Annotated in this window: 18 protein-coding genes; 10 read left to right on the forward strand and 8 right to left on the reverse strand. The window is 64.8% G+C overall.

What is annotated here, in order from left to right:
* Positions 1 to 25: 25 nt before the first annotated feature.
* Both P9228_RS01310 and P9228_RS01315 read right to left on the reverse strand, forming a co-directional pair.
* Positions 26 to 211 carry a hypothetical protein gene (locus tag P9228_RS01310; protein WP_095799570.1) on the reverse strand — a complete coding sequence of 62 codons (186 nt, stop codon included), beginning with the start codon at positions 209 to 211 and terminating at the stop codon, positions 26 to 28.
* Positions 212 to 342: 131 nt separating this feature from the next.
* Positions 343 to 975 (reverse strand): isoprenylcysteine carboxylmethyltransferase family protein, encoded by a 633-nt coding sequence (locus tag P9228_RS01315; RefSeq protein ID WP_095825125.1) that lies wholly within the window; start codon positions 973 to 975, stop codon positions 343 to 345.
* A gap of 196 nt (positions 976 to 1,171) precedes the next feature.
* On the opposite strand from P9228_RS01315, the gene P9228_RS01320 reads away from it, so the two are divergent.
* The 3 genes from P9228_RS01320 to P9228_RS01330 are packed head-to-tail and all read left to right on the forward strand — an operon-like array spanning position 1,172 to position 3,670.
* Entirely contained in the window at positions 1,172 to 1,849 is a 678-nt protein-coding gene (locus P9228_RS01320; protein ID WP_066991553.1) for a winged helix-turn-helix domain-containing protein, read from the forward strand.
* A gap of 56 nt (positions 1,850 to 1,905) precedes the next feature.
* Entirely contained in the window at positions 1,906 to 2,286 is a 381-nt protein-coding gene (locus P9228_RS01325) for a YkvA family protein (RefSeq protein WP_095799568.1), read from the forward strand.
* Positions 2,287 to 2,290: 4 nt separating this feature from the next.
* Entirely contained in the window at positions 2,291 to 3,670 is a 1,380-nt protein-coding gene (locus tag P9228_RS01330) for a HAMP domain-containing sensor histidine kinase (protein WP_278051922.1), read from the forward strand.
* Positions 3,671 to 3,680: 10 nt separating this feature from the next.
* On the opposite strand, the gene P9228_RS01335 is transcribed toward P9228_RS01330, so the two are convergent.
* The gene (locus P9228_RS01335; RefSeq protein WP_067323547.1) at positions 3,681 to 4,547 is read right to left on the reverse strand and encodes a helix-turn-helix domain-containing protein; all 867 of its coding nucleotides are present in this window, start codon (positions 4,545 to 4,547) and stop codon (positions 3,681 to 3,683) included.
* A gap of 106 nt (positions 4,548 to 4,653) precedes the next feature.
* Here P9228_RS01335 and P9228_RS01340 point away from each other — a divergent pair, with 106 nt between their 5' ends.
* The 5 genes from P9228_RS01340 to P9228_RS01360 all read left to right on the forward strand — a co-directional run bounded on the left by P9228_RS01340 (position 4,654) and on the right by P9228_RS01360 (position 11,063).
* Positions 4,654 to 5,922, forward strand: coding sequence for an ABC transporter substrate-binding protein (locus tag P9228_RS01340; protein WP_127214477.1), 1,269 nt, complete (start codon positions 4,654 to 4,656; stop codon positions 5,920 to 5,922).
* Between the two features lie 266 nt (positions 5,923 to 6,188).
* Entirely contained in the window at positions 6,189 to 7,049 is an 861-nt protein-coding gene (locus P9228_RS01345) for a sugar ABC transporter permease (protein ID WP_127214479.1), read from the forward strand.
* A complete protein-coding gene (locus P9228_RS01350) occupies positions 7,046 to 7,882 on the forward strand; it encodes a carbohydrate ABC transporter permease (RefSeq protein WP_127247382.1) in 837 nt (278 codons plus the stop codon). Before P9228_RS01345 ends, P9228_RS01350 begins: the two co-directional genes overlap by 4 nt.
* A 12-nt stretch (positions 7,883 to 7,894) precedes the next feature.
* Entirely contained in the window at positions 7,895 to 8,980 is a 1,086-nt protein-coding gene (gene ugpC / locus P9228_RS01355; protein WP_278051928.1) for a sn-glycerol-3-phosphate ABC transporter ATP-binding protein UgpC, read from the forward strand.
* 55 nt (positions 8,981 to 9,035) lie between these two features.
* A complete protein-coding gene (locus P9228_RS01360; protein ID WP_278051930.1) occupies positions 9,036 to 11,063 on the forward strand; it encodes an aldo/keto reductase in 2,028 nt (675 codons plus the stop codon).
* Positions 11,064 to 11,224: 161 nt separating this feature from the next.
* On the opposite strand, the gene P9228_RS01365 is transcribed toward P9228_RS01360, so the two are convergent.
* Positions 11,225 to 11,653, reverse strand: coding sequence for an Lrp/AsnC family transcriptional regulator (locus P9228_RS01365; protein ID WP_127242181.1), 429 nt, complete (start codon positions 11,651 to 11,653; stop codon positions 11,225 to 11,227).
* A 120-nt stretch (positions 11,654 to 11,773) separates the two neighbouring features.
* Between P9228_RS01365 and P9228_RS01370 the strand changes: the two genes are divergently transcribed.
* Positions 11,774 to 12,877 (forward strand): saccharopine dehydrogenase family protein, encoded by a 1,104-nt coding sequence (locus P9228_RS01370; protein WP_278051934.1) that lies wholly within the window; start codon positions 11,774 to 11,776, stop codon positions 12,875 to 12,877.
* Between the two features lie 171 nt (positions 12,878 to 13,048).
* Here the strand turns inward: P9228_RS01370 and lpdA are convergent, their stop codons facing one another.
* From lpdA to P9228_RS01390, 4 genes are all read right to left on the reverse strand, one after another.
* Positions 13,049 to 14,446: a dihydrolipoyl dehydrogenase gene (gene lpdA / locus P9228_RS01375; RefSeq protein ID WP_278051936.1), complete on the reverse strand. Its 1,398-nt coding sequence runs from the start codon at positions 14,444 to 14,446 to the stop codon at positions 13,049 to 13,051.
* Between the two features lie 276 nt (positions 14,447 to 14,722).
* Positions 14,723 to 16,036, reverse strand: coding sequence for a dihydrolipoamide acetyltransferase family protein (locus tag P9228_RS01380; protein WP_095827374.1), 1,314 nt, complete (start codon positions 16,034 to 16,036; stop codon positions 14,723 to 14,725).
* Positions 16,037 to 16,049: 13 nt separating this feature from the next.
* Positions 16,050 to 17,063, reverse strand: a complete 1,014-nt coding sequence (locus P9228_RS01385) for an alpha-ketoacid dehydrogenase subunit beta (protein WP_278051940.1) — start codon at positions 17,061 to 17,063, stop codon at positions 16,050 to 16,052.
* A gap of 3 nt (positions 17,064 to 17,066) precedes the next feature.
* The gene (locus P9228_RS01390) at positions 17,067 to 18,299 is read right to left on the reverse strand and encodes a 3-methyl-2-oxobutanoate dehydrogenase (2-methylpropanoyl-transferring) subunit alpha (RefSeq protein WP_066991510.1); all 1,233 of its coding nucleotides are present in this window, start codon (positions 18,297 to 18,299) and stop codon (positions 17,067 to 17,069) included.
* A gap of 528 nt (positions 18,300 to 18,827) precedes the next feature.
* On the opposite strand from P9228_RS01390, the gene holA reads away from it, so the two are divergent.
* Complete coding sequence (holA, locus tag P9228_RS01395; RefSeq protein ID WP_127247390.1) at positions 18,828 to 19,871, forward strand: DNA polymerase III subunit delta; 1,044 nt, start codon at positions 18,828 to 18,830, stop codon at positions 19,869 to 19,871.
* Positions 19,872 to 20,028 lie beyond the last annotated feature (157 nt).

The following is a 20,028-nucleotide window of genomic DNA, read 5'->3' on the forward strand; positions in this document are numbered from 1 at the left end:
GCGGGCCAATTCGACGCGACGCGCTTTAGGCTCGGAGGGCGCGACTTTCCTCGCCGATCGCGCGTTTGACGAAAAGCTCGGCGTGCTCGGCCCACTGGATTTCTGTGACGTTGTTCTCGCGAACCGATCGCTTGAAAGCTTCCCGCAACGCGTCGAGTTCAAACACCGACAACCGTCCGAGCGTATCGTGTTTCGACGTGCGAATTTCCATCACGCAGCCCAACAGCCCAAGTCATAAAGAGGTATATGCTTCGCCAGCTCGGACTCAAGGCATTGCCCCTGACTTCTTTTGGGTGCAATCGCTGGGCTTTTTAGCTCGGGCAGCGAAACGCCCAATCGCAATCAGTAGATTGTGAACAAGGTCGGCAGCATGCCGATCATACGAAAATGCTCGACCGCCTCGATAAGCGGAAAGAAGGCCAGAAAATATAGGCCGTCCCGGAACGTGCTTTTCAGCGCGCTGGTGGAAAAGACCCAGTGGTCCTCGTCGCGGTAGAGCATCGGATTCGGCCAGAAACGCGGCGTCCGCTCGGCATAGGCCGTGTAGGCGGCGCCGAACTTGCCGGACAGGAACTCGGCCTCCCGGCCGGCGGTGAACCGGAAGACGAGGAAGCTTGCAAGCCCAAGCATCGCCGCGGCCAGCACCGATCCGAACATCAGCCCGATACCCACCGCTCCGATGATCGAGAAGAAATAGAGCGGATTGCGGCTCATCGAGAACGGACCGGAGACGACCAGCTCGTCGTTCTTCCTGCCGCCGACATAAAGAATGCTCCACAGCCGGCCGAGAAAGCAGACGAGCACGAAGCCGAAGCCGGCCGTCTCCATCAGCTCGTGTCCGCTCGAGCCCTCGCTGAGGAACGGCTTGGCAAACAGCAGCAAGACGATGGCCGTCACTGCGGCGACCTGGACGACGATCAGGCGCTTGTGCTGGTCGAAGGCCTTTGGCGCTGACTTGAGCGATGTGTAAGCCATTCGATTTGAGTCACTCCGGCCGGGCCAGCGCTCCCCTAACCTTTCTCGCGCCCGGCGGCGAGGTCTTCCCATTATTTTCGATCATTCTTACGAATTTGTAAGGACCCGGACAGGCCTGCGTAAGTCCGGCTTGTGGGAATGGGGCCTCGCCGATGCTACCGTGCCGCTTGAACTCGACACCGGACGATAGGCCAAGATGCGACTGCTGCTGGTTGAGGATGACCCAAGGACTGCCGACTACATCGTCAGGGGACTGAGCGAGGCCGGGCACGCCTGCGATCTCCTGCGCAATGGCCACGAAGCGCTCGCCGCGGCAACCCGCAATGCCTATGACGTCATCGTTGCCGACCGTATGGTCCCCGGTCTCGACGGCCTGTCGATGATCAAGGCGGTGCGAGCGGCGGGCATCAAGACGCCGGCGATATTCCTGACCTCGATCGGCGGCGTCGACGACCGGGTGGAAGGGCTGGAGGCCGGCGGCGACGACTATCTGGTCAAGCCCTTCGCCTTTTCCGAACTGCTTGCCCGCATCAACGCGCTCGGCCGGAGGCCGGCGGCGCAGGAGCAGAAGACCAGCCTTCGTGTTGCCGACCTCGAAATGGACCTGATCATGCGGCGCGTGACCAGGCAGGGCAGGACCATCGACCTGCAGCCCCGGGAGTTCAGCCTGCTCGAAGTGCTGATGCGCGGCGAGGGCCGGGTGATTACCCGCACCATGCTTCTGGAGCGCGTCTGGGACTTCCATTTCGACCCCAAGACCAGCGTCGTCGAAACCCATATCAGCCGGCTCAGGGCCAAGGTCGACAGGCCGTTCGACGTGCCGCTCATCCATACCGTGCGCAACACCGGCTACAGCCTGCACGCGCAGGGTTGACGATCCATGCCTGATCGCATCTCGCGCCTCCGGCCGGCTGTCCGTATATAAGCGACATGGCGATGCTGGACTCCACAAGGCAATGGGCGCTTCGCATGAAGCGCGACGTCGTGGCGCTCTGGCTTGCCGCCCGCGATCCACGCGTCCCCTGGTACGCAAAGGTCGTGGCCGGCGCGGTCGCGGCCTATGCGCTGAGCCCTGTCGACCTCATTCCGGATTTCATTCCGATCATCGGCTATCTGGACGATCTTGTAATCGTTCCGCTCGGCATCCTGCTTGCGGTAAAGCTGGTTCCGGCCGGGCTCATGCGGGAATTCCGCGACACCGCCACGCGCAGCACCCGGCCGGTCAGCCTGACCGGTCTGATCTTCATGATTGCCGTCTGGATCGTGGCGGCCCTGGCCCTGCTATGGCTGTTCTGGCCGAGCCCCGCCTGAAACGATGAAGGAAGCACGCCCCAGCCTGCTGCGCAGCACGCCGTTCCGCCTGGCGCTTACCTTTGCCTTCCTGTTCGTGCTCGCCTTCATCCTGTCCGGCGCGGTCGTCTATCAGTTGATGAGCGCCGATCTGGCGAGACGGCTCGATAAGTCCATCAAGGAAACCTATTCGGTCGTTGCCCTGACCTATGCCGCCAACGACAAGGAAGATCTTGTCGCCTCGGTCAACAACAACGCCGACCTCAGCCCCGACAAGGACCAGCTTTTCTCGCTGACCGACCGCGCCGGCAACCGTCTGGCGGGCAATTTCACCGCCTCCGGCCTGCCCGACGGTTTCTCGATGTTCGCCGCCAGATTGCCGGGTGTGCCGCCCGACACGATGTACCGCGCCTATACCGGCGAGGTCGGCGGCAACAATCTGACGGTCGCCTTCTCGCTCGCCGAGACGGACGAGCTGAAGACCATCGTGCTGATGAGCTTCGGCTGGGGCACGCTGGTCATCACCGGGCTCGCCATTGCCGGCGGCGCCCTGCTCGCCTCGCGCGTCCAGCGGCGGCTCGACGGCATTGCCGCCACCATGGTCGACGTCTCGCACGGACGGCTCGACGCGCGCATCCCGTTGACCGGCAATGGCGACGACATCGACGCCGTTTCCATCCAGGTGAACGCAGCCCTCGACCGCTTGTCGGGCCTGGTCGACGGCATGCGGGAGGTGAGCGCCAACATCGCGCACGACCTGAAGACGCCGCTCAACCGCCTGCAGATGATCCTGGAGCAGGCCGCCGACAAGACCGCCTCCGGCGAGACCGTTTCGGCCGAGCTGGCCGATGCGCGCAGCGAAAGCCGGCAGATCAACGACACCTTCGATGCGCTGCTGCGCATCGCCCAGATCGAGGCCGGCGCGCGCAGGGCGCGCTTCGTCGATCTCGACGTCGGCAGTGTCGTCGACACCATCGGCGAGGTCTATGCCGACGTCGCCGAGGATGACGGGAAGTCCTTGTCGACAGACCTCGTTCCGGAGACGAAATGGTACGTCCACGGTGACCGCGACCTGCTGATGCAGATGCTCGCCAACCTGGTCGAGAACGCGCTCAGGCATTGTCCACCGCGCACAGCGATCGAGCTGTCGGTGACAACGCAGGGCGACCGTGTCCTCGTCCATGTCCGCGACGATGGACCCGGCATTCCGGCCGGCGAGCGCGAAAAGGTCTTTCAGCGGCTTTACCGGCTGGATTCCAGCCGCACGACGCCGGGCAGCGGCCTTGGCTTGAGCCTCGTCAAGGCGGTCGCCGACCTGCATGGCGCGTCAATCACGCTGGAGGACAATCATCCAGGGCTCGCCGTCATCGTCGACTTCCCCGCGGTGAGGGAGCCCGCCGCCTGACGGGCAGGCTTCAGCGCACGCCCGCCCTGCGGAAATCGGAGGGCGACATGCCGGCAAGCTTGCGGAACGACTTGTTGAAGGCGCTGAGCGAGCCGAAGCCCGAGTCCATAGCGACCTTCAGCACATTGGCGCCCTCATGCATCAAAAGCGCCTGGGCATAGCTCAGCCGCAGCAGATTGACATATTCGTTGAGCGTCATGCCGGTCGATTTCTTGAACAGGCTCATGGCGTATTTCGGATGGATGTCGGCCGCCGCCGCGATGTTCACGCAGTCGATGTCGTAGAGGAAATTCTCGGCGATGAAATCGCACATGCGCCCGACATTGCGCGAGGACTGCTGGTCGAAGGCGCTGCCGGCGCCGTGGCCGGACGCGGTTGCCGGCACCAGCCGGTACGGCTCGAAGCGCACCCGCTCCAACCGCAAGAGCAGCTCGTTGACGGCGTGTTCGGCCTTGGCCGCATCGCCCGAGCGCGCATACTCGTTCCAGCGCTTGAAATTGTCGTTGTCGGACTGGTCGGTGGCATTCGTCACCAGCGTCGCGCCCGTCATCAGCCGGTGCCGGACATCGGCCGGCAGATGCAGCCTGAAGAAATGCACCAGCGGCAGATGCGCGCCGGCATAGATCGCGTCATCGGTGAGATCATCCATCTGGTGCGGCAGCCCGCCCCAGAACAGGCACATCTCACCGGCAGAGAGCGCGATCTCATGCTCGGCCATGCGGTAGTGCACGCTGCCGCGCACGATGAAGTTGACCTCGACCTGGGCGTGCCAATGCGGCTTCAGCATCACCAACGGCTGGTTGTGGAACATCTGCAAGGCCAGCGGCAGGCCTTCGACGCTGCTCGCGCCTGGCTGGTAGAACGGACGCTCCGGCATCTTACTTTCCGCCAATTTCTTATTCCCTTTGTCGGGGACAAGCCTTCCGCGCCGCATAATCTAGCCAGGCTCACGGTGAGAGAGCAAACGAAATGGGAGGATTTCAATGCGCACCACACTGACCTGCGCCGCGCTTTTGCTTGCCCTGGGCTCCGGCCCCGCTTTGGCGCAATCCGGCGAACTCACGATCTGGAGCTGGAACATCGCCGCTTCGTCGCTGAAGGCCACCGTCGAGGGCTTCAACAAGAAGTACCCCGACATCAAGGTCACCGTTCAGGACCTCGGCAACCAGCCGACCTATGACAAGTCGATCGCCGGCTGCGCCGCCGGTGGTGTCGGCCTGCCCGACATCGTCTCGATCGAGAACGGCGAGGCCGAGAACTATTGGAGCCAGTTCCCGGACTGCTTCGTCGACCTGCACACGCTGGGCTACAGCGCGGAAGACCAGAAGAAATTCCCCGATTTCAAGCGCACCGAGCTCGAGGTTGGCGACAAGGCCTATGCCATGCCCTGGGATTCCGGCCCGGTCGCCGTCTTCTACCGCCGCGACTTCTACGAGAAGGCGGGTGTCGACCCCGCATCGATCAAGACCTGGGATGATTTCATCGCCGCCGGCAAGAAGATCCAGGCCGCCAACCCCGGCGTCACAATGACCAACGCCGACTTCAACGGCGATACCGAATTCTTCCGCATGATCTCCAACGAGCAGGGCTGCGCCTATTTCGCCGAGGACGGCCAGTCGATCACGGTCAACCAGCCGAAATGCGTCGACGCCATGACCAAGGTCAAGGAAATGAAGGACGCCGGCATCGTTTCTTCCGCCGACTGGTCGACCAAGATCACCAACAACACCGCCGGCACGGTCGCCACCCAGGTCTATGGCGGCTGGTATGAGGGCACGATCCGCACCGAATCGCCGAAGGAAAGCGGCAAATGGGGCGTCTACCTGATGCCGAGCCTGACCGCCGACGGCCCGCGCGCCGCCAATCTCGGCGGCTCCTCTTTGGCCATCACCTCGGCCAGCAAGAACAAGGAAGCGGCCTATGCCTATCTGAAATACACGCTGGAGACCAATGAAGGCCAGATCACCATGCTGAAGGATTTCGGCCTGGTGCCGTCGCTGATTTCCGCGCTCGACGATCCTTACGTCGCGCAGGGCCAGCCCTATTGGGGCGGCCAGGCGGTCTGGAAGGATATCCTCGCCACGCTGCCGAAGGTCGTGCCGAGCCGCGGCACGCAGTTCCAGAGCGATGCCGAGATCATCGTGCGGGCCGTGCAGACCAAGTATCTTGCCGGCGGCTATCCCGATGCCAAGGCCGCGCTCGACGACGCCGCCAGCCAGATCGCCTCTGCGACCGGCCTGCCGGTTAAATGAGCGTCGCTTTTCCTTCTCCCCTTGTGGGAGAAGGTGGATTGGCGCGTAGCGCCAAGACGGAGGGGGGTGTTGGACGGATCGCCGTCGTTGCCAAGCTGGATCACCCCTCATCCGGCCGCTTCGCGGCCACCTTCTCCCACAAGGGGAGAAGGCAAGACAGGGCAGCGCCTGCATCGACCATTGGCACTGCTCCAGCAATTCAACAGATGATCAACACCGCGCCCGCTAGGAAGGCGCGACCCGAAACTGGAAGGAGGAGGAACACGATGCGCTACCGCAACGCCACCGCGTATCGCTTCCTCACGCCTTATCTCCTGATCTTCGCCATCTTCTGGATCTGGCCGATCATCAGCTCCTTCCTGATCTCCTTCCAGGCGACCCGCACCGTGCCGTGGCGCTTCGCGCCGACCTTCAACTGGGGCCGCCTGATCGGCGACCCCGCCTTCTTCAACGCGCTGAAGAACACGCTGCTTATCCTCGTCATCCAGGTTCCGGTGATGATCTCGCTGGCGGTCGTGATGGCGGTGCTTTTGAATTCGCCGCTGCTCAAGGCGCGCGGCCTCTACCGCTTTGCGTTCTTCGCCCCCGTCGTGGTCGGCGAGGTCGCCTATTCGGCGGTGTTCCGGCTGATGTTCAGCCTCGATTTCGGCATCGTCAACAAGCTGTTGAGCAGCGTCGGCCTGGAGAAGATCGACTGGTTCTCCAACGTCACGCCGGCCATGGCGCTGATCATGATCGCGGTGACCTGGCGCTGGGCCGGCTACAACGCCATCATCATTCTTGCCGGCCTGCAATCCATTCCCGATGACGTCTACGAGGCCGCCACGCTCGACCGCGTCAGCAAGGTGAAGCAGTTCTTTTACATCACCCTGCCGCTGTTGAAGCCGGTCATCGTCTTTTGCGCCGTGCTGTCGATCATCGGCACCATGCAGCTCTTCACCGAGCCCTTCCTGATCACCGAACGCGGCGGGCCGGGCGGCGGCACCGAAACCCTTGGCCTCTTGCTTTACCGCCAGGGCTTCCGCTCGCTCAATTTCGGCTATGCCTCGGCGATCGCCTACACCATGGCGGGCCTCGCCATCGCAATCACGCTAGTGCAGCTCTGGCTGACGAGGGAGCCGAAATGACCTCGCGCTCGCAAAGGCGGCTCGGACGCAGCATCCTGCTGCATCTCGTCCTGACGCCGCTGGCGCTGATCTGGCTGTTCCCGCTGTGGATGATGGTGGTGTTCTCCACCATGCCCGACAACGGCATCTTCAGCCCCGGCATCGTGCTTCTGCCGCATGACGGCTTCCTCGACAATTTCAACAATCTGCAGCGCGACACCAATTTCGTTGGCGCGATCGGCATCTCGGTCTCGGTGGCTGTGACCTACACCTTTCTTTCGGTGCTGCTCACCTCGATGGCCGGTTGGGCGCTGGCGCGCTACGACTTCCTCGGCAAGGGCATGGTGGTGGCGATCATCTTCGGCACCATCACGCTTCCCTACGCCGTGGTGCTGATCCCGCAATTCATCATGGTGGCGCGCGACTTCCAGCTCGCCAACACCTGGATCGCGCTGATCGTGCCGCCGCTGTTCAATTCGCTCGGCGTGCTCTTCATGCGCCAGGCCTTTTCGATGATGCCGGCCGAGCTGTTCGACGCGGCGAGGGTCGAAGGCGTGAAGGAATGGCGCATCTTTCTGTTCGTGGCGCTGCCTTTGGCGCGGCCGATGCTGGCGGCCCTCGCCATCATCCTCTTCCTCGCCTCGTGGAATAACTATCTCTGGCCGCTTTTGATCAACAGCCAGCCCGGCGCGATGACGGCGCCGGTGGCGCTCGGCACCCTGATCGGCCTGACCAAGGTGTCCTGGGGCGGCATCATGGCCGGCGCCGTCATGCTGACCGTGCCGATGCTGATCGTCTTCGTGCTGCTGCAGCGCCATTTCATCGCCGGCATCGCCGCCGGCGCGGTCAAATAGGATAGGAACGAGATGGCCGCCGTCACCCTCACCAATGTCGTCAAGCGTTTCGGCACCTTCGAGGTCGTCCATGGCGCCAATATCGACATTACCGATGGCGAGTTCGTCGTCTTCGTCGGCCCGTCGGGATGCGGCAAGTCCACGCTTCTTCGCATGGTCGCCGGGCTGGAGGACATCAGCGGCGGCGAGATCGCCATCGGCGGCAAGGTGGTCAACGATGTCGAGCCGGCCGACCGCGGCATCGCCATGGTGTTCCAGTCTTACGCGCTCTATCCGCACATGACGGTGGAGCAGAATCTGAGCTTCGGCCTGCGCATGAACGGCAATCCGAAGGCCGACACCGAACGGCGGGTCAAGCGCGCCGCCGAAATTCTTTGCATAGACGAGCTGATGCAGCGTCGGCCGAAGCAATTGTCCGGCGGCCAGCGCCAGCGCGTCGCCATCGGCCGCGCCATCGTGCGCGAGCCGCAGGTCTTCCTGTTCGACGAGCCGCTTTCGAATCTCGACGCCGAACTGCGGGTGCAGATGCGTGTCGAGATCTCGCGCCTGCACAAGGAGCTCGGCGTCACCATGATCTATGTGACGCACGACCAGACCGAGGCGATGACGCTGGCCGACCGCATCGTCGTGCTCAAGGCCGGCAATGTCGAGCAGATCGGCGCCCCGCTCGACCTTTACGACGATCCGGCCAACCGTTTCGTCGCCGGTTTCATCGGTTCCCCGAAGATGAATTTCATCGCGGCGAAGGTCGTCGATTTGTCCAACAGCGCCGCGACCGTCGAGCTCGTCAATCATGGCGGCGCCAGGCTGCGCAAGCCGCTCTGCGGCCCCTTGCCGGCGCCCGGCGCGGAGGTCGTGCTCGGCGTCAGGCCGGAGCATTTCTTCGAGGCCGGCGAGGGCGACTGCGACATTCCGGTGAAGGCCGACGTCGCCGAGCATCTGGGCTCGGTCAGCTATGTCTACGCCGATGCCGGGCCGGAGGAGCTGATCATCGAGCGCGAGGCCAGGCGCCAGCGCGCCGGCAGCGACCACTTCACCGTCTCGATCAAGGCCGAGCGCTCGCTGCTCTTCGACAAGACAGGCTCGAGGATTCGCTGACTTTCCTTTCTGCCCGATCGCGAAGGCGTGGCGGCGACCGCATGGAGAATTCGACATGACATCCGGAAAAATTCGCTGGGGCATTCTCGGACCCGGCAGCATCGCCAAATCCTTTGCCGGCGGCCTGGCACAGTCGCGCACCGGCGAGCTGGTCGCGCTCGGCGCTCGCAATCCCGGCAAGCTGGGCCTTGCCGAGACTTTTCCGGGCGCGCGCATCCTCGACGGCTATGACGCGCTGCTTGCCGACGAGGACGTCGATGCGGTCTATATTTCGATCCCGCATCCAGGCCATGCCGAATGGGCGATCAAGGCGGCAGAGGCCGGCAAGCATGTGCTGTGCGAAAAGCCGCTGGCGCTCACCGCCTTCGAGGCCGACGCCATGATGCATGCGGCGCGAAAAGCGGGCACCTTCATGGGCGAAGCGTTCATGTACCGGCTGCATCCGCAGACGCTGCAGCTGGTCGAGCTGATCAAATCGGGCGCCATCGGCGAGGTCCGCATGATCAAGTCGAGCTTCGGCTTCGCTATGCCGGGCTTCATGCCGGAGCACCGGCTCTACGCCAACGAGCTGGCCGGCGGCGGCATCCTCGACGTCGGCGGCTACCCGGTCTCGATGGCGCGGCTGATTGCCGGCGCCGCGGCGGGAAAGCCTTTCCTCGAGCCGGACAAGGTCGTCGGTGCGGGCCATCTCGGCCAGTCCGGCGTCGATGAATGGGCCTCGGCGCTGCTCCATTTCCCCGGCGGCATCGTCGCCGAGGTCTCGTGCAGCATCTCGCTCAACCAGGACAATGTCCTGCGCATTTTCGGCACCAACGGCCAAATCGAGGTGCCGGACTTCTGGTTCGCCGGTGGCAACCGCGATGTCGGACCGGGCCGGATCGAACTGATCCGGTCCGGCGGCATGCGCGAGGTGATCAGTGTCAACGAGACCCGCCACCTCTATTCCTTCGAGGTTGACGCCGCCGGCGAAGCGATCCTGGCCGGCCGCCAGGAATTCGCCTGGCCGGGCATGGGCTGGACCGACAGCCTGGGCACGTTGCGCGTTCTCGACAAATGGCGCGCCGCCGTCGGGCTGGAATACGAGATTGAAAGGCCGGCTAAGCGCGTCAACACCATCTCCGGCCGGCCGCTCGGCGCCAACGGCACAGCCATCGGCAAACGCGCGATTCCGGGCCTGTCGAAGCCCGTCTCGCGCCTGGCGCTCGGCTTCGAGGATTTCCGCACCTTCTCCTCGGGCTCGATCCTGCTCGACGCGTATTTCGAAGCCGGCGGCAACCTGTTCGACACCGGCTTCGTCTATGGCGCCGGCTACACCGAGACGCTGCTTGGGCAATGGCTGAGCAATCGCGGCGTGCGCCAGCAGTCGGTCATCATCGCCAAGGGCGCGCACACGCCGCTCTGCTATCCCGATGTGATCGGCAAGCAGCTCGCCCAGACGCTCGACCGGCTGCAGACCGACCATGTCGACATTTATTTCATGCATCGCGACAATCCGGACGTGCCGGTCGGCGAGTTCGTCGATGCCATGGACCGCGAGGTCAAGGCCGGCCGCATCCGCGGCCTGTTCGGCGGCTCCAACTGGACGATGGAGCGTATGGACGCGGCGATCGCCTATGCCGAACGCACCGGCAAGCAGAAGCCCGGCGCGCTTTCCAACAATTTTTCGCTGGCCGAGATGCTGGAGCCGATCTGGGCCGGCTGCATCACCTCTTCCACCGACGATTGGAAAGCTTGGCTGACGGCGCGGCAGATGCCCAACTTCGCCTGGTCGAGCCAGGGCCGCGGCTTCTTCACCGACCGCGCCGGCCGCGACCGCACCGACAATGAAGAGCTGGTGCGGGTCTGGTATTCGGAAAAGAACTTCGGCCGCCGCGACCGCGCCATCGAACTTGCAAGCAGGCTCGGCAAAAGCCCGATCCATGTCGCGCTCGCCTATGTCCTGGCGCAGCCCTTCCCGTCCGTTCCGCTGATCGGCCCGCGCACGCTGGACGAGCTGGAGGACAGCCTCAAGGCGCTGGATATCGCCCTGTCGCCGGACGATCTGGAATGGCTGGACAACGGGCCGGAGAGACGGAGGGCGTAGCGCCAATCTCCCCCCTCGAGGAGGAGATGGCCGCAAAGCGGCCAGAGGGGGGTCGGTCCGACTGGGCTCGGCCTGCTGCGGCAGATGGAGGTTGGCGCTCCACGCGAGGCGATCCCCTGTGGCCTGCCCCGCAAGGGGGGAGATCACTAGTTTCGCTGCCCTCACCGATCAACCCGCGTCGACAAAATAATCGACGACGACGTCCGCTCCACTCCCTCCATTGCCCCGATCTGATCGAGCAGCGCGTCGAGATCGCGGATCGACGGCGCGTCGACGATGACGATCATGTCGAAATTGCCGCTCACCGAATGCACCGTCCGGACCGGCGGCATCGCCTCCAGGCTACGCACCACCTTGTCGGCGAGTTTCGGCGTGACGGTGAGCAGCACATGCGCCTTGACCAGACCCTGCTCATAGTCGGGCGACAGCCTGACGCCGTAGCCGGTAATGATGCCGCGCTGCTCCAGCCGCTCGATCCGGCTCTGCACCGTGGTGCGCGACACGCCGAGCTTTCTCGCCAGCTCGGCGGTGGAGGCGCGCGCGTTGGCGCGCAGCAGCGTCAGCAGGGCCTGTTCAGCTTCACTGATCATTTCGACGAAACCCTTCGGCAAATTGCGCTATGCTGAGTTTCATTTTGCCAGATTCCGAGCTTCCTTTCGACAGGCAAGCTGCGATGATTCCTGTCAATTCAAACTGGCAGGGGTATCGTCATGAAAAACATTGTTGTCGTCGGCGCCGGCAAGATCGGCTCGACCATCGCTGAAATGCTTACCACCACGGGCGACTATCGCGTCACGGTGGTCGACCGCTCGGCGGCCCAGCTCGCCGCAGCCGAATTGCCGGCCGGCGTCGAGACCAAGGAGCTCGACATCGCCCTGCCCGGCGCGCTTGAGGCAGCGCTTGCCGGCAAATTCGCCGTGCTGAGCGCCGCGCCCTTCCACCTCACCACCCGCATCGCCGAAGCTGCGGCGAAGGCGGGCGTGCATTATCTCGACCTCACCGAGGACGTCGCCAGCACCCGCCGGGTCAAGGAGCTGGCGCGCGAGGGCAAGAGCGCCTTCATCCCGCAATGCGGCCTGGCGCCGGGCTTCATCTCGATCGTCGCCAACGATCTGGCCAGCCGCTTCGACACGCTGGAAAGCGTGCGCATGCGCGTCGGCGCGCTGCCGCAATATCCGTCGAATGCGTTGAACTACAATCTCACCTGGAGCACCGACGGCGTCATCAACGAATATTGCGAGCCTTGCGAGGCGATCGTCGAGGGCGAGCTGGTCGAGGTGCCGCCGCTGGAGGAGCGCGAGGAATTCTCGCTCGACGGCGTCACTTATGAGGCTTTCAATACCTCCGGCGGTCTCGGCACTCTGGCCGAGACGCTGAAGGGCAAGGTGCGGACCCTGAACTACCGCACCATCCGCTATCCCGGCCATGCCGCGATCATGAAGGCGCTGCTCAACGACCTCGGGCTGCGCCACCGCCGCGACGTGCTGAAGGACATTTTCGAGAGCGCCCTGCCGGCGACGCTGCAGGATGTCGTCATCGTCTTCGTCACCGTCTCGGGCCGCCGCAACGGCCGCCTGCTGCAGGAGACCTACGCCAACAAGATCTATTCGCACCGCGTCGGCAACGTCGTGCGCAGCGCCATCCAGATCACCACCGCCTCCGGCATCTGCGCCGTGCTCGACATGCTGGCCGACGGCACGCTGCCGGCGAAAGGTTTCGTCCGGCAGGAAGACATCGCGCTCGACGCATTTCTGGCCAACCGCTTCGGCCGCGCCTACGCCCAGCACGAGACGGCGAGCCGCCTGGCGGGCTGAGCTGTGTGATCTCCCCCCTTGAGGGGGAGATGTCGCCGAAGGCGACAGAGGGGGGTCCTCTCAGCCAGTGCAGCGCATGTGAAAGCCAAAGAGGAAGTCAGCGCTTCACGCGCGGCGACCCCCTCTGGCCTGCCGGCCATCTCCCCCTCAAGGGGGGAGATCACGCTCCCTCTAAACATGCAGCGCGTGCCCGAGCGCCTTCAGCGCCGCTTCCTGGAAGCCCTCGCCCTGGGTCGGATGCGCATGAATGGTGCCTGCTATATCCTCCAGCCGCGCGCCCATTTCGAGCGCCAGGCCAAAGGCCGCGGCCAGTTCCGAAACGCCCTGCCCGACCGCCTGGATGCCCAGCACCAGATGGTTGTCCGCGCGGGCGACGATGCGCACGAACCCGTCCTCGCCTTGCCTGGTCATGGCGCGGCCGTTGGCGGCGAACGGAAAATGTCCGATCTTGATCTCGCCGGCGAGCGCCTTCGCCTCGTCCGGCGACAGGCCGGCGGTGACCAGCTCGGGATCGGTGAAGCAGATCGCCGGGATCGCGCGCTTGTCCCAGCCTCGCTTGTGGCCGGCGACGATCTCGGCCACCATCTCGCCCTGCGCCATCGCCCGGTGCGCCAGCATCGGCTCTCCGGTGACATCGCCGATAGCGTAGATGCCCCGCATCGAGGTGCGGCACTGGTCGTCGATGCGGATGAATCTTCCGACCATGTCGAGGTCGATCTGCTCCAGCCCCCAGCCCTCGGTGAGCGGCTTGCGCCCCACCGTCACCAGGACCCTGTCGGCGGCGATCTTGGCGTTCTTGCCATCTGCCGTCTCGACCAGCAGCGCATCGCCCTTGGTCGACAGCCCCTTGGCCTTTGCACCCAGCATCACCTCGATGCCGAGCTCGCCGAGCCGCTTCAGCACCGGCCGCGTCAGCTCGGCATCATATTGCGCAAGCACGCGCGGCAGGGCTTCGACCACGGCGACCTTGGCGCCCATCTTGGCGAAGGCCATGCCGAGCTCGAGCCCGATATAGCCGCCGCCGACGACGGCGAGCTTGTCCGGCACCTCGCTCAGCGCCAGCGCTTCGGTCGACGAGATGACCGGGCCGCCGAAGGGCAGGAACGGCAGTTCGGCCGGCACCGAGCCGCTGGCGATCACCACCGCCTCGGCGCGGATCACCTGGCTTCCCGTCTCGGTCTCGACCTCGACGGTCTTGCCGTCGCGGAACGTCGCCCAGCCCTGCACTGTCTTGACCTTGGCTTTCTTCAGCAGCCCAGCGACGCCGCTGTTCAGCCGGCTAACGATACCGTCCTTCCATGCGACCGTCTTGGTCAGGTCGAGCGTCGGCGGGGCGACCGCGATGCCGAGCGGCCCCTTGCCGCCGGCCATGTGCGCGACCTTCTCGAACTCTTCCGCCGCGTGAATGAGCGCCTTGGACGGGATGCAGCCGACATTGAGGCAGGTGCCGCCCGGCTTGCCGAACTCCACGATCACCGTGTCGACGCCGAGTTGCCCGGCGCGGATGGCGCAGACATAGCCGCCCGGACCGGCGCCGATGACGAGCAGCTTGCAGGAGATCTCTTTCATGGGCTTCTCGTTGCTGAGCACGGGGATTTTGGCAGAGGGTTAGGGCCTGGCGAACGCAGACCGTGGCGATTGGCCGATATCCGTGGAATCTCGTCATCCTGGGGCGGAGCAAGGAGCGTAGTGACGCGCGTAGACCCCAGGATCCATGCCGTGACGTGAAGGCGTTGCAACGGTCCAGAATTCTGGTCCGCCGCGCCCTTCGGGCGAGGTCGCGGCATGGATCCTCGGGTCAAGCCCGAGGATGACGAGGGGGCAACGTCGTCCGTATCCATACGACTATTCCACGAAGATCAGCGCCGGCGTCTCAAGCAACGCCTTGATCCGCTGCACGAAAACCGCGGCGTCCCAGCCGTCGATGACGCGATGGTCGAAGCTGGACGACAGATTCATCATCTTGCGCGGAAGGAACTGCGCGCCGTCCCATACCGGCCGAACCATGATCTTGTTGACGCCGACGATCGCCACTTCCGGATAATTGATGACCGGCGTGGTCGCCACGCCGCCCATCGCCCCGAGCGAGGTGATGGTGATGGTCGAGCCGGAAAGCTCATCGCGCGTCGCCGTGCCGGACTTGGCCGCGTCGGCAAGCCGGTTGATCTCGGCGGCGCTTTCCCAGAGGTCGCGCGCCTCGGCATGCTTGACCACCGGCACGACGAGCCCGGTCGGCGTCTGGGCGGCGATGCCGACATGGATGCCCGCGTGTTGGTGAATAACGCCGGCCTCGTCGTCGAACAGCGCGTTGAGGTTCGGCTGATCGGCGATCGCCTTGACCATTGCCCGCATCAGGAACGGCAGCAGCGTCAGCTTCGGCCGGTCTTGCCGCTTCTCTTTGTTGAGCGCGGCGCGCAGTTCTTCCAGCGCCGTGACGTCGATCTCCTCGACATAGGTGATATGGGGAATGTGCGACTTTGCGAGCGCCATCTTCTCGGCGATCTTGCGCCGCAGCCCGACGACCTTGATGTCCTCGATGCCCTCCTTGCGGGCAAGGCCGGTGGCGCGGGCAAGCTGCGGGCCGCGCGCCAGGAAGGCCTCGATGTCCTCATGGCTGATGCGCCCGGCCGGACCGCTGCCTGCAACCTGGCGCAGATCGATGCCGGCTTCCTTGGCGCGCAGTCGGACGGCAGGAGAAGCCAGCGGCTTTTCGCCTTCCGCGCGCGGCGCGCCGATGACGGACGCCGGGCGCCCAGCCTTCGGTGCCGCGACGGAAGGCTGGGCCGGGATCTGTGCCGGTTTCGGCGCCGCTTTCGAGGCGTCCGACAGCGGTTGGGACTTTGCCTCCACGGGCTCGGCCGGCGCTTCTGCCTTCGGCGCGGCCTTGGCACCGCTGCCTGCTTTCACATTGCCTTCGCCGGCTATTTTAAGCCGCACGATCGGCGAGCCGATCGCCACCGTGTCGCCGATCTCGGCGCCGAGCCAGAGGATCTCGCCATCGACCGGCGAGGGGATCTCGACGGTCGCCTTGTCGGTCATGACGGCCGCCAGCACCGCATCCTCGCGCACCAGGTCGCCGATCTTGACATGCCATTCGACAAGCTCGGCCTCGGCGACGCCTTCGCCGACATCGGGAAGCTTGATGACATATTCGCCCATCGTCCGGCCCCCCTCAGGCTTCCATGGTCTCGACGAGCGCGCGCCCGACCCGCGCGGGGCCGGGGAAATACTCCCACTCCTGCGCATGCGGATAGGGCGTGTCCCAGCCGGCGACCCGCGCCACTGGCGCCTCCAGATGGTAGAAGCAGTTCTCCTGCACCAGCGCCGCGAGCTCGGCGCCGAAGCCGGAGGTCAGCGTCGCCTCATGCACGACGACGCAGCGCCCGGTCTTCTTCACCGAGGTGACGATCGTGTCGAGGTCGAGCGGCAGGAGCGTCCTCAGGTCGATGATTTCGGCATCGATGCCGGTTTCCGCGGCCGCGGCCTGCGCGACATAGACCATGGTGCCGTAGGCGAGCACGGTGACCGCCGAGCCTTGCCGGCGGATCGCCGCCTTGCCGAGCGGTATGGTGTAATGGCCATCCGCCACCTCGCCAAGCTCGTGCTTCGACCAAGGCGTCACCGGGTTGTCGTGATGGCCGTCGAAGGGGCCGTTGTAGAGCCGCTTCGGTTCCAGGAAGATCACCGGGTCCGGATCCTCAATCGCGGCGATCAATAGCCCCTTGGCGTCATGCGGGTTGGACGGCACCACCGTCTTGAGACCGGAGACATGCGTGAACAGCGCTTCCGGGCTCTGGCTGTGCGTCTGGCCGCCGAAGATGCCACCGCCGGTCGGCATCCTGACGACGATCGGGCAGGTGAAATCGTTGTTGGAGCGATAGCGCAGCCGCGCCGCCTCCGAGACGATCTGGTCGTAAGCCGGATAGACATAGTCGGCGAACTGCACCTCGACGCAGGGCCGCAGCCCATAGGCGGCCATGCCGATGGCCGAGCCGACAATGCCGGATTCGCTGATCGGCGCATCGAAGCAGCGGTTCTTGCCGTATTTGGCCTGCAGGCTCTGCGTGCAGCGGAACACGCCGCCGAAGAAGCCGACATCCTCGCCATAGACGATGACGCGCTCGTCTCGCGCCATCGAGACATCCATGGCGTCGCGGATCGCCTCGATCATGGTGCGTCTGGGCATCGATCAGACCCCCGCCTGCTGGCGTTGACGCCTGAGATGCGGCGGTGTTTCGGCATAGACGCCCTCGAACATGTCGCGCGTCGACGGCTTGCCGCCGGCATGCAGCGTGCCGTGGCTTTCGGCTTCCTTCTGCGCCGCGATCACGGTTTCGAGGATCTCGGCTTCCGCCTGGATGTGGCGCTGTTCCGTCCAGACTTGCTTGTGGATGAGATGGTTCTTCAGCCGGATGATCGGGTCGCCGAGCGGCCAGGCGTCCGATTCCGCCTTCGGCCGGTAGGCCGACGGATCGTCCGAGCTCGAATGCGCGCCGACGCGATAGGTGACATATTCGACCAGGGTCGGCCCGAGATTGCGACGCGCCCGCTCGATCGCCCATTTGGCTACCGCATGGACGGCGAGATAGTCGTTGCCGTCGACCCGCAGCGACGGGATGCCGAAACCGAGACCGCGCGCGGCGAAAGTGCCCGAGCCGCCGCGGGCAATGCCCTGGAAGGTGGAGATGGCCCACTGGTTGTTGACGACATTGAGCACGACCGGGGCCTTGTAGGTCGAGGCGAAGACCAGCGCCGCATGGAAATCGGACTCCGCGGTCGAGCCGTCGCCGATCCAGGCCGCGGCGATGCGGGAATCGTTGGAGATCGCCGAGGCCATCGCCCAGCCGACCGCCTGGATGTACTGCGTCGCCAGATTGCCGGAGATCGAGAAGAAGCCGTGCTCCTTCGAGGAGTACATGATCGGCAGCTGCCGGCCCTTCAGCGGATCGGCCTCGTTGGAATAGATCTGGTTCATCATCGCAACCATCGGATAGCCGTCGGCGATGAGCAGGCCGGCTTGCCGATAGGTCGGGAAATTCATGTCGCCAGGCTTGAGTGCCTTGCGGAAGGCGCAGCTCACCGCCTCTTCGCCCAGATGCTGCATGTAGAAAGAGGTCTTGCCTTGGCGCTGCGCCATCTGCATGCGCGCATCGAAGGTCCTGAGCGTCATCATATGGCGCAGGCCTTCGAGCAGCTCCTCGTCGGTGAGCAGCCCGGCCCATGGCCCGACCGCTTCGCCGGCGCGGTTAAGTACGCGGATGATGGAGAAGGCCATGTCGCGGATGGTGCGCGGATCGACATCGACCTCCGGCCGCGGCACGGACCCCGCTTTGGGAATGGTCACATTCGAGAAGTCGGGCGTGCCGCCCGGCCGAACCTCGGGCTCGGGGACATGAAAGCGCAACATTCCAGCATCGGCCATGACCTTCGTCCTCCAATGTTGCCGGTGCGATACTTGCACATCCGCGCCGCCATTTCATCGGGCGAGATGGCGGCCGTCCTCCCGGTCATCAGCCTCGTCGAGCCGATGCGGCACATGGCCGACAAGATGCAGATATGGCGCAGAAATTTCTTGTCGATGTTTGCAAGCGTCGCGCAATTTGGCGGAAGTTTGCGGAGCGTTTGCCGCCACAAAAGACAATTAAGGCATGCGCGCCGGCCGACGCAGCTAATCTCCACCCTCGTGGGGAGTTGCTCGGCAGGGCAGAGGGGCGTGACAGACTCTGCTTCAGGGTCGTCATTCCAGGGCGGAGCAAGGAGCGGAGCGACGCGCGCAGACCCTGGAATCCATGCCGCGACGTTGACGCGTTGCGGCGGTTGGAGAATATTCTGCACCCCGGCGCTCCCCGGCAAAAGTCACGGCATGGATCCTCGGGTCAAGCCCGAGGATGAAGAGAGGCCGGCCGCTTCTCCGTTCACTCCGTCTCCGCCTCATGCTAACTCACCCCGCATGGCACAGAAGAAGGGATACGAGGTCGATTCGTGGCTGGCGCGGCCGGACCCGGCCATGGCCATCGTCCTGCTTTACGGCCCCGATCGTGGCCTGGTCGCCGAGCGGGCCAAGACCTTCGCGTTGAAGACCGGGCTGCCGCTCGACGACCCTTTCTCAGTGGTCAAGCTGGATGGCGCGGAAGTCGATCGCGACGAAGGCCGTCTGCTCGACGAGGCGCGCACCGTGCCGATGTTTTCCGACCGGCGGCTGCTTTGGGTCCGCAACGCCAGCGGCCAGAAGGCGCTGGCCGACGACATCAAGGCGCTGACGGCGGAGCCGGCGCCGGATGCTCTCATCCTCATCGAGGCGGGCGACCTGAAGAAGGGCACTGGCCTGCGGGCCATCGTCGAGGCAGCCGGGAACGCCATCGCCTTGCCCTGCTATGCCGACGAGGCCCGCGATCTCGACACGGTGATCGACGACGAGCTGCGCAAGGCCGGCATGTCGATGACGCTCGACGCCCGCCAGGCGCTGCGCCGCAATCTCGGCGGCGACCGTCTGGCCTCGCGCGGCGAGATCGACAAGCTGGTGCTCTACGCCCATGGCAAGAAGGAGATCGACCTCGACGACGTCAATGGCTTGTCCGGCGATGTCTCCGGCGCCTCCTTCGACGGCGCGGTCGACGCGATGCTCGACGGCAAGGTCGGAGATTTCGACATTGCCTTCACCAGGCATTGTGCGTCCGGCGGCCATCCTTTCCTGGTGCTGTCCTCGGCGATGCGGCAATTGCAGGCGATCCAGGTCATGCGCGGCCAGATGGAATCCGGCGGCCGCAATGCCGCCTCGGTCGTGGCGGGAGCGCGCCCGCCGGTCTTCTTCTCGCGCCGCAAGCTGGTGGAAAAGACGCTCGAGCGCTGGAACAGCGAAGCCCTCGGCCGCGCGCTGAACCGGCTGCAGACGGCTGTGCTGCAGACGCGCAAGCGGCCCGACCTGTCGGAGGCGCTGGCCCGTCAGGCGCTGCTCGGCATCGCGGTGGAAAGCGCGAGATTGGCGCAGAGGTAGGCGATCAGCCAACCTCCCCCTGTGAGGCGATTGGCCGGCGCCTTCGGCTATCGCGGGCGCCGCAAAAAAGAAGAGGCCGGCGCAGCGGCCGGCCCCCTTGTTGTGCCTATCACCAATATATCAGCCGATAATCGAGAACTTTATTAGTCGGCTAATT

This window comes from Mesorhizobium sp. WSM4898 (genome assembly GCF_029625845.1).
Taxonomy (GTDB): domain Bacteria; phylum Pseudomonadota; class Alphaproteobacteria; order Rhizobiales; family Rhizobiaceae; genus Mesorhizobium.

Coding starts and splice junctions, on each gene's coding strand:
- ugpC (WP_278051928.1), top strand. CDS start 7,895: ATGGCCGCCGTCACCCTCACCAATGTCGTCAAGCGTTTCGGCACCTTC.
- P9228_RS01390 (WP_066991510.1), bottom strand. CDS start 18,299: ATGGCCGATGCTGGAATGTTGCGCTTTCATGTCCCCGAGCCCGAGGTT.
- lpdA (WP_278051936.1), bottom strand. CDS start 14,446: ATGAAAGAGATCTCCTGCAAGCTGCTCGTCATCGGCGCCGGTCCGGGC.
- P9228_RS01345 (WP_127214479.1), top strand. CDS start 6,189: ATGCGCTACCGCAACGCCACCGCGTATCGCTTCCTCACGCCTTATCTC.
- P9228_RS01370 (WP_278051934.1), top strand. CDS start 11,774: ATGAAAAACATTGTTGTCGTCGGCGCCGGCAAGATCGGCTCGACCATC.
- P9228_RS01320 (WP_066991553.1), top strand. CDS start 1,172: ATGCGACTGCTGCTGGTTGAGGATGACCCAAGGACTGCCGACTACATC.
- P9228_RS01380 (WP_095827374.1), bottom strand. CDS start 16,036: ATGGGCGAATATGTCATCAAGCTTCCCGATGTCGGCGAAGGCGTCGCC.
- holA (WP_127247390.1), top strand. CDS start 18,828: ATGGCACAGAAGAAGGGATACGAGGTCGATTCGTGGCTGGCGCGGCCG.
- P9228_RS01310 (WP_095799570.1), bottom strand. CDS start 211: ATGGAAATTCGCACGTCGAAACACGATACGCTCGGACGGTTGTCGGTG.
- P9228_RS01340 (WP_127214477.1), top strand. CDS start 4,654: ATGCGCACCACACTGACCTGCGCCGCGCTTTTGCTTGCCCTGGGCTCC.
- P9228_RS01330 (WP_278051922.1), top strand. CDS start 2,291: ATGAAGGAAGCACGCCCCAGCCTGCTGCGCAGCACGCCGTTCCGCCTG.
- P9228_RS01350 (WP_127247382.1), top strand. CDS start 7,046: ATGACCTCGCGCTCGCAAAGGCGGCTCGGACGCAGCATCCTGCTGCAT.
- P9228_RS01335 (WP_067323547.1), bottom strand. CDS start 4,547: ATGCCGGAGCGTCCGTTCTACCAGCCAGGCGCGAGCAGCGTCGAAGGC.
- P9228_RS01365 (WP_127242181.1), bottom strand. CDS start 11,653: ATGATCAGTGAAGCTGAACAGGCCCTGCTGACGCTGCTGCGCGCCAAC.
- P9228_RS01385 (WP_278051940.1), bottom strand. CDS start 17,063: ATGCCCAGACGCACCATGATCGAGGCGATCCGCGACGCCATGGATGTC.
- P9228_RS01315 (WP_095825125.1), bottom strand. CDS start 975: ATGGCTTACACATCGCTCAAGTCAGCGCCAAAGGCCTTCGACCAGCAC.
- P9228_RS01360 (WP_278051930.1), top strand. CDS start 9,036: ATGACATCCGGAAAAATTCGCTGGGGCATTCTCGGACCCGGCAGCATC.
- P9228_RS01325 (WP_095799568.1), top strand. CDS start 1,906: ATGGCGATGCTGGACTCCACAAGGCAATGGGCGCTTCGCATGAAGCGC.